Here is a 14,780-nt window from a genome sequence, read left to right as displayed (position 1 = left end):
ATGGGCAAGTTTAAAATCGCGATCGTCGAGCGAGGCCAGGAAGCCCATTGGCGGAAATACTGGATTGCCGGAGAGCCAAAGGGAAGCGCCGACGCCGCGCCATCTGGACTGGCGCGCTCCGCTATCGTCGAAGCAGCAACTGTGGCTGAAGCGGTAGAGGCAGTCAAACGCATGCATCCGGATTGCACAGTCATGCTCGCGGGCGGGGAACATCATATTGCTTAGCCGCTAGCCTCAGGCGTCGGGACTGCCTCGAACGAGAGACGCAACGTCATAGATTGCCTCGGCCAGTGTAACGGCCAATGATGCGGCCTCCCTCCCGTCGGCCCTAGGCCCTGAAGTTCTCCAGCCCACGGACGACGCCTTCCTTAACGGACGGGTTCGACGCGTTCTGCTTCTTGGGCTTTTCCGCCTTGGGCTTGCGGATTTCCTTATTGGACTTGCGTTGCCCCTTGGCCATTCCTGCTCTCCTTAGCCGGGCGCCCATGCGCGGCGGCTTCTGTCACGTTAGGCCTGCTGGCGCCCCATGCCTAATCGGCCAGAGATCAAGCCACCGATCCCACTATGTGCCGTCGCTTCCCAAGCGCGCGTTCAGCTTCGCAACGCGCTCTTTCAATTCGGCAACATTCTTTGGGCTCGTCGCCTCGAGCTGCCGGTCGTTTAACTTGTCGATGTGCGTGACTTCACCCGATTCGATGCCTTCGAGAAGCTCCACCAGGCGGTCGCGTTCCTCATGCCAATTTTCGCTCACAGGGCCTCTTTACCTGGCCGGTTCAAGCTGCCACCGGCATTAAAGATTCAAACGTGGAGCGAGTGATTTCCACGGTAAGCCCTTTGGCCGTCTCTGGCTCCGTGATCTGCGCGTTGAGCTGCTTGGCGAGTGCGCCAATCAATGCCGTGCCAAGGCCAGTCGACGTTTGCGGCGCATTGCTTGGCACTCGTCCCACGCCATTATCGGATACCGTCAGCTTCCAATCGGCATTCGCCTTTTCGAACGTCACCCGGATGCGCGCCGACGCGCGGGGTTCGGGAAAGGCATATTTAATCGCGTTCATGATCAACTCGGTGACGATCAGGCCGATGCTGACGGCGTGACTGGTCGGCAAGGCTCCCTCGCTCGCCGCGACCACAATGTCGATTTTCTGCTTCGGCCCGACCATTGAGGACTCAAGCCCGGCCCCGAGCTTTTTGAGGTATGGTCCCATCTCGATCTGCTCGATGCCGTCGGACTCCTGCAAATGACCCTGCACGGTCGCGACCGACATGACCCTTTGGTGGGCAGCGCGAAGCTCATTCTTTGTCTCCTCGGACGACACCGAGCCCGCCTTCAGGAGCAGGATGCTTGCGATGATCTGCAGGCTGTTTGCGATGCGGTGCCGCATCTCCCGAAGAAGGGTCTTCTGCTGTTCGAGGAGCTGCTCGGTATGCTCGAGCAGCCGTTGCTTTTCCTGCTCCGCTTCTCTGCGATCGGTGATGTCCCGGATCGCGAGCAGAACCATCTTGCCGTGAAGCTCCTCGTCGCGAAGCGGCAGGGCATTCAATTGAAGCGTGCGCTTCCCGAGATGGGCAAAGTCCTGCTCAAACTCGAACCCCTCAACGGCGACATGCTGCGGCACGACGGATGCTAGCAATTGGCGCAGGCCCGGGATGTCCCATTGGCCGTTCGAAAGCTCGAACAATGAGCGTCCCCGCGCGGTCGCCGGATCTTCGTTGAAAACTTCGTAGAAGCAGCGGCTGCCCGCAAGCAGGCAGAGCGCTTCGTCGAGGACCACGAACGGTTCAGGCAAGGTATCGACGATCGCCAGCGCAAGTGCTTGCGCCTCGGCTAGATCGCGGACCTCTTTCATTGGATGTCATGCTCCATTTGGCGGGAGCGTCGCACCACTCTCAGGCACCGGCGCGCCTGCGATGCCAGTGATGCAACGATCATACGCCTCTTTCGCGTAGGCGCCTAATCAGGCGCGTTACTTCAGGTTGCGAACCATCCAGCGATCGCCACGAGCGCCGCGACGGCGCTGAAAGCCGCTGCAAGCACCAGAAGGCGAGATGCAATCTCGCCCTCTGCAAGTTTGGATCCCTTGATGCCGTCAAGGCGCGCCAGCTCCGGGCTACGCCACAGTCTCCACCAAAAGGAGACGGCGAGCGTCAGCAGAGCCACTGATGCAAAGCCGAGGATGTGTGATGCCCCGATCACCTGGCGCCGCCCTTGCCGCGGGCGGCATAGAGTGGCGGAGGGAGAACATCGGCCAGGCTGGCTGACGTCTCTTGAAGCGACATGGCTCTCAGGCTGTGGCGGCCGGCAAGATCGTAGTGAATCAACCGGGCTCTCGAACTGGTGGCTGCTTTAGCGGACTTCATTGAAGCCCGTTTTCGCCCAAGCCAATATTCCTGATCCATAAGTCATCTCCTGCGAGCGAGAGCAATGAATGTCTCTCTGTCACAGGGCGCTCGATTGCGATCTCAGGTGATGCGCCATTCTACCGGGGCGCGATGAACAGGGCCTGAGGATTGATACGCGGTCGCCCGCAAGCGGCCGTCCGGGCCCGCAGGGCTCAGGCCGCCTCCAGCTTCCGCGACTGCCGCTTCCGTTCATGCGGATCGAGGTACCGCTTGCGGATGCGGATGGCCTTGGGCGTGACCTCGACCAGCTCGTCGTCCTGGATGTAGGCGATCGCCTGTTCGAGGCTCATTCGCTTGGGCGGGGTCAGGCGGATGCCTTCGTCCTTGGGGCCGCTGGCGCGGAAGTTGGTCAGCTGCTTGGACTTCAGCGGGTTGACCTCGAGATCCTGGACCTTGGCGTTCTCCCCGATGACCATGCCTTCGTAGAGCATCTCGCCCGGCGAGATGAACAGGATGCCGCGCTCTTCCAGCGCGCTGAGCGCGTAGGCGACCGCGGGGCCCTGCTCCATCGAGATGAGGACGCCGTTCTGGCGGCCGCTGATCGGGCCCTTGTACGGCCCGTAGCGCTCGAACAGGCGGTTCATGATGCCGGTGCCGCGCGTGTCGGACAGGAACTCGCCGTGATAGCCGATGAGGCCGCGCGACGGGGCGCTGAAGGTCAGGCGGGTCTTGCCGCCGCCCGACGGGCGCATGTCGATCATCTCCGCCTTGCGGATCGCCATCTTGTCGATGACCGTGCCGCTGAATTCGTCATCGACATCGACGACGACGGTCTCGTACGGCTCCTCGCGGCCCGACGGACCGTCGCGGAACAGGACGCGCGGGCGCGAAATGCCGAGCTCGAAGCCTTCGCGGCGAAGCGTCTCGATCAGCACGCCGAGCTGGAGCTCGCCGCGGCCGGCGACCTCGAAGCTGTCGTTGTCGGCGGACATGGTGACGCGGATCGCGACATTGCCCTCGGCCTCGCGCTCCAGCCGCTCGCGGATGACGCGGCTCTGCACCTTGTCGCCGTCGCGACCGGCAAACGGGCTGTCGTTGACCGAAAAGCTCATCGCCAGGGTCGGCGGGTCGATCGGCCTCGCGTGCAGCGGCGCCTGCACCGACGGGTCGGCGAAGGTGTTGGAGACGGTGGCCTTGATGAGGCCGGCGATGGCGACGATCTCGCCCGCTTCGGCGCTGTCGACGGGAACGCGCTCAAGCCCGCGGAAGGCGAAGACCTTGGTCGCGCGTCCTTCCTCGACGACGTTGCCGTTCACGTCGAGCGCCTTGATCGGCATGTTGGTGGTGAGCTTCCCGCTCTCGATCCGGCCGGTCAGGATGCGGCCAAGGAACGGGTCGCGGTCGAGCAGGGTCGCGAGCATGCGGAACGGGCCGCCGTCGACGCGCGGACGCGGGACATGGCTGACGATGGTCTCGAACAAGGGCGTCAGGTCGCCGTCGCGGACGTCGTCCGTGGTTCCGGCATAGCCGGCGCGGCCCGAGGCGTAGAGCGTCGGGAAGTCGAGCTGCTCGTCATTCGCCTCGAGGTTCAGGAACAGCTCGAACACTTCGTCGAGCACTTCGGCGGGCCGCGCGTCGGGGCGGTCGATCTTGTTGACGACGACGATCGGCTTGAGGCCGAGCGACAGCGCCTTGCCTGTGACGAACTTGGTCTGCGGCATCGGGCCTTCGGCCGCGTCGACCAGCAGGATGACGCCGTCGACCATCGACAGGATGCGCTCGACCTCGGCGCCGAAATCGGCGTGGCCGGGCGTGTCGACGATGTTGATGTGCGTCGTCTGGCCGCCCTCGGGGCTCCATTCGACCGAGGTGCACTTGGCGAGGATGGTGATCCCCCGCTCCTTCTCGAGGTCGTTCGAATCCATCGCCCGCTCCTCGACGCGCTGGTTGTCGCGGAAGGTGCCGGACTGGCGGAAGAGCTGGTCGACGAGGGTCGTCTTGCCGTGATCGACGTGCGCGATGATCGCGACGTTGCGCAGATTCATGATTTTTCCCGGAAAAAAGATGTCGCGCGCACATAGTGAAAAGTGCGCGATGTTGCAATGCAGCATGGCACGGGGGTGGCGTCGAAGCGTTTAGGGCATGGAAGAGGAGATGGCGACATGCCCCGTGGAGCGTACACGGCCAAGCAGGACCGCAAGGCCGACCATATCGAGAAGAGCTATGAGAAGCGCGGCGTTTCCAAGAAGGAAGCCGAAAGCCGCGCCTGGGCGACGGTCAACAAGCAGGACAAGGGCGGGAAGAACGACGGCTCGGGCCGCTCGCGCAGCCGCAGCGCCGCCGCCAAGAAGGGCTGGGAGACCCGCCGCAAGCGGGCGAAAAGCTAGCGTTCGAGAATTTCGATCGCGCGTTCGACCGCGCGCAGCTCGCTATGTGCGAGCCGTTCGAGCTTAGCCATCAATGCGCTACCGCTCGCACCCGCGCTGGCGAGCTCCGCCTTGCCCTTCTCTGTGAGGCGAAGCGCCAGCCGGCGGCGGTTGTTGGGATCCTGCGTGCGTTCGACGAGTGAGGAGCGCACCAGGCTATCGACCGAGCGGCTGACCGCAGGCGCCCCCCGGCCAACGCTTTTCGCAACCTGGTTCAGGGTTGCGGGCTCGGCGCTGCCGATCGCGGTCAACAATTTGCGGCGGGCGCGCTCTGCACGCTCCGCCGGTCCGTCGGCCACCCAATTATGGGCGACGGCGCTGAATCGCGATGCAATCGCGGCTGGTGTCGACCCCCCAAACACATTTGTAACATAGCAATATTTACGTCGCCTGCAATATTGCCGCGCGACCGGGTTGCTTCAGGCCCCGCGCGACCGCAAATGAAAGCGAATGGCAAGCCGCCCGCCCCTACCCCGCAACGTCTGGATCCTTGGCTTCGTCAGCCTGCTGATGGACCTGTCGAGCGAGATCTATCACGCGCTGCTGCCGGCGTTCATCACCATTGTGCTTGGTCTGCCGGCCACCGCTCTGGGCGCCATTGACGGCATTGCCGAGGCCACTGCCAACTTCGCGAAATTGCTGTCGGGCCGGCTTTCGGACCGAAGCCTGAAGCGCAAGCCGTGGATTGTTGGCGGCTATGCGCTTGCGGCGCTGTCCAAGCCGCTGTTCCCGCTGGCTGCGAGCGCGCCCGCGGCGATGGTCGCGCGGTTCGCCGACCGGATCGGCAAGGGGATCCGCGGGTCACCGCGGGACGCAATGGTCGCCGATGAGACCCCGCCCGAGATCCGCGGCCGCGCCTTCGGCCTCAGGCAATCGCTCGATACGGTCGGCGCGCTTCTTGCGCCGGTCGTGGCAATCGGCCTGATGGCCTGGTTCGCGAGCGACATTCGCATGGTCTACTGGCTGGCGATCATCCCGGCCTTTGCCTCGGCGCTCCTCGGCTGGATCGCGCTCAGGGAACCCGAAAAGCATCTCGCGCCGCTCAAGAAGTCGCCATTCTTCTCGGGCTTCCGGCACCTGGACAAGGCGACCAAGCGACTCCTCGCGGTCGGCTTCCTGTTCAGCCTCGCGCGCTTTTCCGAAGCCTTCCTGATCCTCAAAGGCCTCGACATCGGCCTCAGCGAAGCGATGTCGCCGATCACCCTGGCACTGTTTAATCTCGCTTATGTGGCGCTCGCCTATCCGGCGGGAACGCTCAGCGACCGGATGAGCCCGCGCGCCATCCTGATGGTCGGCATGGGCGCTCTGGTCGCCGGCAACGTCGTTCTCGCCAAGGCCGACAGCTTCGGACTGCTCGCGCTTGGTGTGATCCTGTGGGGCGCGCACATGGCGCTGACCCAAGGCATTTTGTCCCGAATGATCGCGGATAGTGCGCCCGAGGAATTGCGCGCGACGAGCTTCGGCGCATTCTGGTTCGTGACCGGTGTTGCAGGGCTCCTCGCGAGCCTTGGCGCGGGCTATTTGTGGGACCGTGAAGGCGCTTCCGCGACCTTCTTCACGAGCGCCGCCATCGCCGCGGTCGCGCTTGCGATGCTCAGCCTGCTCGAGCCTGACGATCGCCGCCCTGCCCGATAACCACCGGTTCGCCATGCGGAGGCTGGAACGGCGGCATCCGGCCTGAAACGGGATTCCGGTCAATGAACTGGTGTTTGAGCGCCGCCGCGGCGTGAAGCACAATCAGCGCGATCAGTAGGAAGGCGGCATATTTGTGGATGTCGCCGGCCAACTCGCCCATCTGCTCTGAAACACCCGGCAGCACCGGAACGGGAATGCCGCCAAGCAACGTCGTTGTCGGCCCCTTGCTGTGGCCCGAGACCGCCAGATAGCCGCCGATCGGAAGCGCGATCAGCAGAATGTAGAACAAGCGATGATTCCACACGCCGGCGGCGCGCTCCCAGCGCGGCAGGTCGGGGGAGTATAAGGGCGGCGGGTTGTTCAACCGGTAGGTCAACCGGGCAATGGTCGCGAGAAGGATGATCACGCCAATGGTCTTGTGCCAAGTGAACAGCTCGCCGCGCGCGGGGCCCTGTTCCATGTCAGCGAAGCTGAGGCCAAGCCAGATCTGGAACAGCACCAACGCAACCGTAATCCAGTGAATGGCGACCGCCGTGTTTGAATAGCGACGGACTGGACCGTCGCCGCTGGTGTGTTCGATCATTCGGTCCATGGACACCTCGCGCGAAACGAAACGCGCGGGGAAGACGCTTGTTCAGCGCGTGAAGCTCTCGCCCTTGGCGGCCTTATCGAGCAGCAGCTTCGAGAAGCTGAAGTCGCTTCCCATCCGCGCTTCCTGGCGCTTCAGTCCGTCGACGATGTTCTGAAGCCCCACACTGTCAGCCCAGAACATCGGGCCGCCGCGATATACCGGCCAGCCGTAGCCGTAGACCCACACGACATCCACGTCGGACGCCCGCTGGGCGATGCCTTCCTCCAGGATCTTCGCGCCCTCGTTGACCATCGTGTAAAGCGTCCGCTCGACGATTTCCTGGTCGCTGATCTCACGGCGCTCGACCCCCTGCTTCTTGGCGAATTCCTCGATGATCTGCTGGACCACCGGTGACGGCGTCGGCCGCCGTTTCTCGTCATAATCGTAGAAGCCCGCGCCCTTCTTCTGGCCCCAGCGCTCCATCGCGCAAAGCTGGTCGCGGATCGTCTCAATCCGCGTCGGGTCGCGGTGCCATCCGATATCAACACCGGCGAGATCGGCCATCTGGAACGGCCCCATCGGCATGCCGAATTCGACATGGACGCGGTCGACCTGTTCGGGCGTCGCGCCTTCGAGCAGCAGCTTGGTCGCTTCATATTGGCGCGGCATCAGCATGCGGTTGCCAATGAAGCCGTGGCACACGCCGGCGACCACCGGGACCTTCCTGATCTTCTTACCGAGCCCCATCGCGGTCAGCAGCGCATCCGGCGCCGTCTTGTCGCCGCGAACGACCTCCAGCAACTTCATGATGTTGGCCGGCGAGAAGAAATGCATGCCGACGACGTCGCTGGGGCGCGATGTGACCGCCGCGATCTCGTTGAGGTTGAGGTAGGACGTGTTGGAAGCGAGGATAGCGCCGGGCTTCGCGATCTTGTCGAGGCGCGTGAACACCTCCTTTTTCACGTCCATGTTCTCGTAGACCGCCTCGATGATGAGGTCGCAGTCGGCGAGCGCGGCGAAGTCCAGCGTCGGCGTCAGCAAACCCATGGCGTTCGACACCTGCGCCTCGGTCAGCTTCCCCTTAGCGGCGCTGGCTTCGTAATTCTTGCGCATCAGGCCGGTGCCGCGGTCCAGCGCTTCCTGGCCCATCTCGATGATGGTCACGGGGATCCCGGCCGACAGGAAATTCATCGAGATGCCGCCGCCCATCGTGCCGGCGCCGATTACGCCGACTTTGCTGATCGGGCGGGGCTCGGTGTTTTCAGGAAGCCCCTCGATCTTTGACGCCTTGCGCTCGGCGAAGAAGAAATAGCGTTGCGCGGCCGATTGCTCGCTGCCCATCAACTCCATGAACAATCTGCGCTCTTCGATGACGCCTTCGGCATAGGGTTTCCGGGTCGCAACCCGCACCGCTTCGACATTCTTGAGCGGTGCCTCGAAGCCGCGAAATTTCTTGGCGTTGGTCTTCAGGAAGTCGTCGAAAACCGACGGCGCGGCAGCGTCGATACGGTCGTGCCGCTCCGAGCTTTTCGGGAGCGGCCGGATGCCGCGCACTTCCTCGGCATAAGCGACCGCGTGCGGAATCAGCTCGCCTTCAACGAGGCGATCGACCAGCCCGCATTCAAAGCCCTCCTTGGCGCCGATGGGGTTGCCGGTGGCGCACATCTGCAGCGCTTTCTCGACGCCGGCGACGCGCGGCAGGCGCTGCGTACCGCCGGCGCCGGGGAGGAGCCCAAGCTTCACTTCAGGCGTGCCGAGCTTCGCCGACGGGTCGGCGACGCGATAATGGCAGGCGAGCGCGACCTCGAGGCCCCCGCCGAGCGCGGTACCGTGGATCGCCGCGACGACGGGCTTCGAGCAATTCTCGATCGTGTCGACAACGGCGGGAAGCCAAGGCTGCTGCGGCGGCTTGCCGAATTCGGTGATGTCCGCGCCGGCGAAAAAGGTCTGGCCTTCGCAGGCGATCACGACGGCCTTCACGCTGTCGTCGCCTTCCGCCTCGGCAATGGCCTCGACCAGGCCCTGCCGCACCGCGGTCGACAGCGCGTTCACCGGCGGGTTGTTGCTGAGGACGATCAGCACGTCGCCGTGCTTGCGGGCGGAAATCGGGCTGGTGGTCGGCTTTTCGAGCGTATCGGTCATCGTCGCAGTCTCCGGCGACGGGGCTAAGGCGCTACTGACAGGCTTGCAAGCCGCCTTGGGACCGGATCAGCCCTTGGCTTTGTAACCGCCGATGATTCCGAGGATGAAGCTGGTTACGAGGGCGAGCTGAACCTTTCCGTCGGGATCGCTCCAGCCGAAATATTTGGATCCGAAGCCAACCAGCGCGACGAACATCGCGATTGCCAGTGCACCGACCATGTTACTCCTCCCGCCGACGAAACACTGTCCGGCTTCCGCCCAATGATGGCCGAACATGGTAAACAGAGTCTAAAGCTTGCTCCGCCGAAACCTCATTGCCATAGGGGCCGCACACCCAACCGGCAGGCGATTTTTCATGAAAGCGCGCGTTTTCGTCACCCTCAAATCCGGCGTGCTCGATCCGCAGGGGAAGGCCATCCACCACGCGCTGGAAGGGCTCGGCTTTTCGGGCGTGAATGACGTGCGCGCGGGCAAGCTAATCGAGCTCGACCTCGCCGACGGCACCGAGGACAGCGCCATCGAGGACATGTGCCGCAAGCTCCTCGCCAACACGGTGATCGAGAATTTCCGCATCGAGCGCTTGGCGGACGCCTGAGCTGCCACTTTTCCCGCATATTTTGCGGGTAACAAGCGCATGTCCGCCGCCAGGAGCCATGGAATGAAGAGCGCCGTCATCGTCTTTCCGGGATCGAACTGCGACCGCGACCTCGCCGTCGCGCTTGAGGAAGTCACGGGCAAGAAGCCGGCGATGGTCTGGCACAAGGACAGTGAGCTGCCCGAAGGCACGGATTTCGTCGGCATCCCGGGCGGATTTTCCTACGGCGATTACCTGCGCTCGGGCGCGATGGCCGCGCGATCGCCGATCATGCGCGCGGTCAAGGACGCCGCAGGCAAGGGCGTGCCAGTGATCGGCATCTGCAACGGCTTCCAGGTGCTGACGGAGACCGGCCTGCTCCCCGGCGCACTGATGCGCAATGCGCGGCTCAGCTTCGTGTGCCGCCCGGTGCCGCTTCGGGTCGAGAACAGCCAGAGCCTCTTCACCGCCCAATATGATGCTGGCGAGCAGGTGCATTTCCCGGTTGCGCACCATGACGGCAATTACCAGGCGGACGAGGCGACGCTCGATCGGCTGGAAGGCGAAGGCCGGGTCGCGTTCCGCTACCTCGACCAGGTCAACGGTTCGGCGCGCGACATCGCCGGAATCCTCAACGATAGCGGCAATGTGCTCGGGCTGATGCCGCACCCGGAGCGGGCGATCGAACCCGCGCACGGCGCGACCGACGGCCGCCGGCTGTTCGAAGGACTGCTGGAGACGGTCGCCGCCTAGTGGCGGCGCTTGATCGGAAGCTCGGTGCAGCTGCCCGCCGCAGGCGGCGCAGGGCACATCAGGAAGCGGTCGGGCCCGGGCGTGTCGAACACGCGGGTGTAGCGCTCCAGCGTCATTGGCTCGACGTAGATGATGACAGTGGTCGCCTGCGCGGCCGAGGCGCAAGCCAGACATCCGGCGGCAATCGCGAGCCTTAAGACTCTCATCCGCAAACCCCCTGTTAGGCTCCGACTTCGGCCGAAACGATTGAATGCCGAATGAACGGTGTCAGTCGTCCACGGTGAAGGGCGTGAAGTCGGTACCAACGTCATAGACATCCACGCCCTCGCGTCGCTTGAGCCAGCCGACGACTGCGTAGGTGACCGGCGTCAGGATCGCTTCCCAGCTGACCTTCAGGATGAACTGGCTGAGCATCACCGCGCCAAGCGCCGTGACAGGCCAGTCGGGCATTCCGTAAAAAGCGAGCGGGTAGAAGATCAAACTGTCGGCACCTTCACCGACGATGGTCGAGCCAATGGTGCGGGTCCACAGCATCTTGCCCTTGGTCCAGATCTTCATCTTGGCGAGCACGACCGAGTTCAGGAAATCGCCGACGAAGAAAGCGGTCATGGACGCGAGGATGATCCGCCAGCCCGACCCGAAGACCCGCTCATAGGCCGGCTGGCCGGTCCAGCCCTCCGCGACGGGCAGGTGGACCACAGTCCACTCCATCACCGCCATGAACAGCAACGCTGCAAAGCCGGCCCAGAGCGCGCGGCGGGCGCGGGCGAAGCCATAGACCTCGGTCAGGACGTCATCGATCACGTAGGAGATCGGGAAGAACAGGATGCCCGCGCCGAACGGCCATGGGCCGATACCGGGCACGTCGACGACCGAGCGCTTCTCCGCGCCGATCACGTTCGACAGCAGCAGCACGACCACGAACGCGACCATGACGAAGTCGAAGTAGCGGAAGCGCGCGCCGTGCAGCGCGCGTGCCTCGACGTGGCGTAGCCCCTCCCCCTCGGCGTCCATGACGCGGGAGGCTAGCGCGGTTCCGCTTCGCGTCAATTGCGGTTAGGCGTTGCGCGTGCGCGCCCGTAGCTCAGCTGGATAGAGCACGTGCCTTCTAAGCATGAGGTCGCAGGTTCGACTCCTGCCGGGCGCGCCAGCTTTCACAAAGTGAGCGGTCGAACCTGCTGAGTCATTTGCTATTGCGGCCGTCCCGCCGCGGGGGTTCGACTCGTGCCGGGCGCGCCATTATTATCAGGTAGGGAAATGACCAGCATGCCGATGAAACGCCAACGCGCGATTGTCCACATGCTGACAGAGAGTCCGCGCGGCGCGGACGAAGTCGTAAGATTGCTGTCCCAAGCCGGGTTCGAGGTCAGCCAGGCGACTGTCGCGCGCGACCTGGAACAGATCGGCGCGGTCAAGATGAAGCGGCGCGGCAAGCTGGCCTATATGCTGCCCGAAAGGCTCGGAAAACGCGACCAGGCTGACGAACGCTTGAGGCGCATATTCTCAGAATGGGCCCACGCAGTGGACACGTCGGGAAACATGATCGTGGTGCGGACTCCGCCGGGCTCAGCGCACCTGGTTGCGCTGGCGATCGACCAGGCGAAGTTCCCCGAAGTGGTAGGGACGATCGCGGGCGATGACGCGATCTTCGTCGCGATTCGCTCCAACCTTCCGCCCGAGCCGCTCGCGCTACGGCTGCGCGAAATGCTGAGCGAGCATTAAGGGACCAGTTTCCCCGGGTTCATGATGCCGAGCGGGTCGAGCGCGTGCTTGATCGCCTGGAGCGCGTGGATTCGCCCGGGCGGCGCGAGGCGCTCGAATTCGCGGAGCTTGAGCTGACCGATGCCGTGCTCGGCGGAGATCGAGCCGCCGGCCGCAGTAACGAGATCGTCGACAAGCCGGGTGATGTTGGCGCCCTCCGCCTCGTACCAGTCAGGCGCAGCATGGCCGGCGGCGCGGACGTGGAAGTGGATATTGCCGTCACCGAGATGGCCGAAGCCGCTGGCGATCACGCCCGGGAATTTGCGCTCCACCTCGACCGCGGCGTCCGTGATGAAGCGCGGCATGTCGGCGACCGGCACGGAGATGTCGTGTGCAAGGGTTTGGCCCTCGGCGCGCTCGGCCTCCGAGATGGTATCGCGGAGCTTCCAGAAAGCTTCGGCCTGCGCGTCGTTGGCGGCGATCACGGCGTCGCCGATGATCCCCTGCTGGAGCGCGGCAGCGAGCAGGCGCTCGAGCTCGCCATTGATGTCCTGATCGGGATCGGCGGTCGTAACCTCGACCAGCGCGTGCCAGGCGTGCGTTCCCGAGAGCGGCGCGCGCGTGTCGGGGACGTGCTTGAGGACGAGATTGAGCGAATCCTGCGGCACCAGCTCAAACCCCTCCACCGCGCTCGTCCGCGCCTCGAGGAAGCGGAGCAGGTCGAGCGCCTTCTGCGGGCTATCGACGCCGGTCCAGGCGACGGCGCGCGAGGCGACGGCCGGCACGAGCTTCAGCGCGACCGCGGTGATGATTCCGAGCGTGCCCTCCGCGCCGATGAGCAGCTGGTCGAGGCTGTAGCCGCGATTGTCCTTCTTGAGGCCGGAAAGGCCACTGTGGATGCTGCCGTCGGGAAGCACCGCTTCGACCCCAGCGACCAGCGCGCGCATCATCCCGAACTTCAGTACTTGCGTGCCGCCGGCGTTGGTCGAGGTCAGGCCGCCGATCGTGCAGCTGCCGCGCGAGCCGATGGTCAGCGGAAAGCGCATGCCGATATCGTGCGCGGCGTGATGGAGCGTTTCCAGCACGACGCCCGCTTCCGCGACCGCAACCCGGTCCTCGGTGCTGATCGAGCGGATCCGGTTCATGCGGCGCATCGAGATGAGGATTGCCGAGCCGTCCGCCGGCGGCGTCGCTCCTGCTGCCATGCCGGTGTTCCCGCCCTGCGGCACCAGCGGCACGCGATGCTTCGCGGCGAGGCGGACGATGGCCTGAACCTCTTCGGTCGATCCGGGAGCGAGCAAGGCGGGCGACGCGCCATGGACGCGGCCGCGCCAGTCGGTGATCCAGGGCTCGATTTCCCGGGGATCGGTGATCACCGCCTTCGGACCGAGCTCTTGCCCGGCCTCGGCGATCAGCTGCGCCTGCGCGTCCATCGGACCCGGCGCTTGGCACGAGCGCCCGCCCGCGTCAAAGCAGCGGAATGGATCACCCGCCCATCACCCTCATCGTTGCGCGCGCACAAAACGGCGTGATCGGCCGCGACGGAGGGCTGCCGTGGCACCTTCCAGCCGATCTCAAGCGCTTCAAGGCGCTGACCATGGGGAGCGTGATGGTGATGGGCCGCAGGACGTTCGAGAGCCTACCGGGCGTTCTGCCGGGGCGACGGCATGTGGTGATCACGCGCGACCGGAACTGGCAGGCCGAGGGCGCCGAGGTTGCGCATGATGTGGACGAAGCGCTGAGGCTGGTGGGCGGGGAGCCGGTGTCAGTGATCGGCGGCGCGGAGGTCTTCGCGCTATTCCTGCCGCTCGCCGATAGCATCGAGCTCACCGAAGTGCTGGCCGACATCCCGGGCGACACGCATTTGCCCGACCCGCGCGAAAGCGGATCATGGCACGAGACCGGCAGCGAGGAGCATGAGGCGGCGGACGGACGGCCGGCCTTCCGCTTCGTGACTTTAGTCCGCGACTAGCGGTCCAGAATCGCGTCGATCTGCGCGGCCACCTCGTCGACCGAAGCCATGCCGTCGACCCGTCGTACGAGACCCCGCTCCTCGTAGTAAGGAAGAATCGGCGCGGTCTTGGCGCGGTACTCGGCCATGCGCGTGCGCACGGTCTGCTCGTTGTCGTCCGGGCGGCGCTTGAACTCGGTCGAACCGCAGACGTCACAGACGCCATCGACGGCCGGCCGCCTGAATTCGTCATGGTAGGGTGCGCCGCAGTTGGCGCAGGTGAAGCGTCCGACAATCCGCCGAACGAGTTCGTCCTCGTCAACCACCAGCTCGATCACATGGTCGAGGTTGCGGCCGCGTTCACCGAGCAGCAGCTCGAGCGCTTCGGCCTGGTGCTTGGTGCGGGGGAATCCGTCGAAAATCGCGCCCTTGCCGTCGGCGGCATCGAGCCGCTCCCCGATCAGAGCGCTGACAATCGCGTCGCTGACCAGCTCGCCGCGCTCCATCACGGCCTTCGCCTTGATGCCGACCGGCGTGCCGGCCGCAACTGCTTCGCGCAGCATGTCGCCGGTCGACAGCTGGATCATGCCGCGGTTGGCCTGGAGGCGCGCGGCCTGGGTGCCTTTGCCCGCGCCCGGCGGGCCCAACAGGATAATATTCAGCATCGCGGCGCCCTCTCCCCCAGCT

Annotated in this window: 20 protein-coding genes and 1 tRNA gene; 8 read left to right on the top strand and 13 right to left on the bottom strand. The window is 64.7% G+C overall.

From position 1 onward, the window contains the following. Entirely contained in the window at positions 1-225 is a 225-nt protein-coding gene (locus AC4K8G_RS11255) for a hypothetical protein (protein ID WP_491734237.1), read from the top strand. Positions 226-328: 103 nt separating this feature from the next. Here AC4K8G_RS11255 and AC4K8G_RS11250 read toward each other — a convergent pair whose 3' ends face one another. The 5 genes from AC4K8G_RS11250 to typA form a co-directional block, all read right to left on the bottom strand. Beyond that, entirely contained in the window at positions 329-460 is a 132-nt protein-coding gene (locus AC4K8G_RS11250) for a hypothetical protein (protein WP_491734236.1), read from the bottom strand. A 102-nt stretch (positions 461-562) separates the two neighbouring features. Then, complete coding sequence (locus AC4K8G_RS11245; protein ID WP_491734235.1) at positions 563-751, bottom strand: hypothetical protein; 189 nt, start codon at positions 749-751, stop codon at positions 563-565. Positions 752-773: 22 nt separating this feature from the next. Next, on the bottom strand, positions 774-1,847 hold the full coding sequence (locus tag AC4K8G_RS11240; RefSeq protein ID WP_491734234.1) for a sensor histidine kinase: 1,074 nt from the start codon (positions 1,845-1,847) through the stop codon (positions 774-776). 122 nt (positions 1,848-1,969) lie between these two features. Continuing rightward, a complete protein-coding gene (locus AC4K8G_RS11235; RefSeq protein ID WP_491734233.1) occupies positions 1,970-2,194 on the bottom strand; it encodes a hypothetical protein in 225 nt (74 codons plus the stop codon). Positions 2,195-2,552: 358 nt separating this feature from the next. After that, on the bottom strand, positions 2,553-4,385 hold the full coding sequence (gene typA, locus AC4K8G_RS11230) for a translational GTPase TypA (protein ID WP_491734232.1): 1,833 nt from the start codon (positions 4,383-4,385) through the stop codon (positions 2,553-2,555). Between the two features lie 117 nt (positions 4,386-4,502). On the opposite strand from typA, the gene AC4K8G_RS11225 reads away from it, so the two are divergent. Beyond that, on the top strand, positions 4,503-4,727 hold the full coding sequence (locus AC4K8G_RS11225) for a plasmid stabilization protein (protein ID WP_491734231.1): 225 nt from the start codon (positions 4,503-4,505) through the stop codon (positions 4,725-4,727). Here AC4K8G_RS11225 and AC4K8G_RS11220 read toward each other — a convergent pair. After that, on the bottom strand, positions 4,724-5,065 hold the full coding sequence (locus AC4K8G_RS11220) for a MarR family winged helix-turn-helix transcriptional regulator (RefSeq protein WP_491734230.1): 342 nt from the start codon (positions 5,063-5,065) through the stop codon (positions 4,724-4,726). The two genes, AC4K8G_RS11225 and AC4K8G_RS11220, sit on opposite strands and share 4 nt — an antisense overlap. A gap of 151 nt (positions 5,066-5,216) precedes the next feature. Here AC4K8G_RS11220 and AC4K8G_RS11215 point away from each other — a divergent pair, with 151 nt between their 5' ends. Next, positions 5,217-6,401 carry an MFS transporter gene (locus tag AC4K8G_RS11215; protein WP_491734229.1) on the top strand — a complete coding sequence of 395 codons (1,185 nt, stop codon included), beginning with the start codon at positions 5,217-5,219 and terminating at the stop codon, positions 6,399-6,401. Here the strand turns inward: AC4K8G_RS11215 and AC4K8G_RS11210 are convergent. From AC4K8G_RS11210 to AC4K8G_RS11200, 3 genes are all read right to left on the bottom strand, one after another. Then, on the bottom strand, positions 6,361-6,984 hold the full coding sequence (locus AC4K8G_RS11210) for a cytochrome b (RefSeq protein ID WP_491734228.1): 624 nt from the start codon (positions 6,982-6,984) through the stop codon (positions 6,361-6,363). The two genes, AC4K8G_RS11215 and AC4K8G_RS11210, sit on opposite strands and share 41 nt — an antisense overlap. Positions 6,985-7,035: 51 nt before the next feature. Further along, positions 7,036-9,114 carry a 3-hydroxyacyl-CoA dehydrogenase NAD-binding domain-containing protein gene (locus AC4K8G_RS11205; protein ID WP_491734227.1) on the bottom strand — a complete coding sequence of 693 codons (2,079 nt, stop codon included), beginning with the start codon at positions 9,112-9,114 and terminating at the stop codon, positions 7,036-7,038. 66 nt (positions 9,115-9,180) lie between these two features. Then, entirely contained in the window at positions 9,181-9,333 is a 153-nt protein-coding gene (locus AC4K8G_RS11200) for a hypothetical protein (RefSeq protein WP_491734226.1), read from the bottom strand. Positions 9,334-9,469: 136 nt separating this feature from the next. On the opposite strand from AC4K8G_RS11200, the gene purS reads away from it, so the two are divergent. Beyond that, a complete protein-coding gene (gene purS / locus AC4K8G_RS11195) occupies positions 9,470-9,709 on the top strand; it encodes a phosphoribosylformylglycinamidine synthase subunit PurS (protein WP_491734225.1) in 240 nt (79 codons plus the stop codon). Between the two features lie 63 nt (positions 9,710-9,772). Further along, positions 9,773-10,441, top strand: coding sequence for a phosphoribosylformylglycinamidine synthase subunit PurQ (purQ, locus tag AC4K8G_RS11190; protein WP_491734224.1), 669 nt, complete (start codon positions 9,773-9,775; stop codon positions 10,439-10,441). Here the strand turns inward: purQ and AC4K8G_RS11185 are convergent. Beyond that, complete coding sequence (locus AC4K8G_RS11185) at positions 10,438-10,647, bottom strand: hypothetical protein (protein ID WP_491734223.1); 210 nt, start codon at positions 10,645-10,647, stop codon at positions 10,438-10,440. The genes purQ and AC4K8G_RS11185 overlap by 4 nt on opposite strands. Positions 10,648-10,708: 61 nt before the next feature. Next, on the bottom strand, positions 10,709-11,455 hold the full coding sequence (locus AC4K8G_RS11180; protein WP_491734222.1) for a queuosine precursor transporter: 747 nt from the start codon (positions 11,453-11,455) through the stop codon (positions 10,709-10,711). A gap of 59 nt (positions 11,456-11,514) precedes the next feature. On the opposite strand from AC4K8G_RS11180, the gene AC4K8G_RS11175 reads away from it, so the two are divergent. Continuing rightward, positions 11,515-11,591, top strand: a tRNA-Arg gene (locus AC4K8G_RS11175). 116 nt (positions 11,592-11,707) lie between these two features. After that, positions 11,708-12,163 (top strand): arginine repressor, encoded by a 456-nt coding sequence (locus AC4K8G_RS11170; RefSeq protein WP_491734221.1) that lies wholly within the window; start codon positions 11,708-11,710, stop codon positions 12,161-12,163. Here the strand turns inward: AC4K8G_RS11170 and AC4K8G_RS11165 are convergent. After that, a complete protein-coding gene (locus AC4K8G_RS11165; protein WP_491734220.1) occupies positions 12,160-13,575 on the bottom strand; it encodes an FAD-binding oxidoreductase in 1,416 nt (471 codons plus the stop codon). The two genes, AC4K8G_RS11170 and AC4K8G_RS11165, sit on opposite strands and share 4 nt — an antisense overlap. Positions 13,576-13,622: 47 nt before the next feature. Between AC4K8G_RS11165 and AC4K8G_RS11160 the strand changes: the two genes are divergently transcribed. Beyond that, on the top strand, positions 13,623-14,114 hold the full coding sequence (locus tag AC4K8G_RS11160; RefSeq protein WP_491734219.1) for a dihydrofolate reductase: 492 nt from the start codon (positions 13,623-13,625) through the stop codon (positions 14,112-14,114). Here the strand turns inward: AC4K8G_RS11160 and AC4K8G_RS11155 are convergent. Continuing rightward, positions 14,111-14,755, bottom strand: coding sequence for an adenylate kinase (locus AC4K8G_RS11155; RefSeq protein ID WP_491734456.1), 645 nt, complete (start codon positions 14,753-14,755; stop codon positions 14,111-14,113). The two genes, AC4K8G_RS11160 and AC4K8G_RS11155, sit on opposite strands and share 4 nt — an antisense overlap. Positions 14,756-14,780 lie beyond the last annotated feature (25 nt).

Source organism: Sphingomonas sp. SP3 (assembly GCF_058514305.1).
Note: the sequence above shows the minus strand (reverse complement) of the source record. Positions and strands in the feature narration are given on the sequence as shown.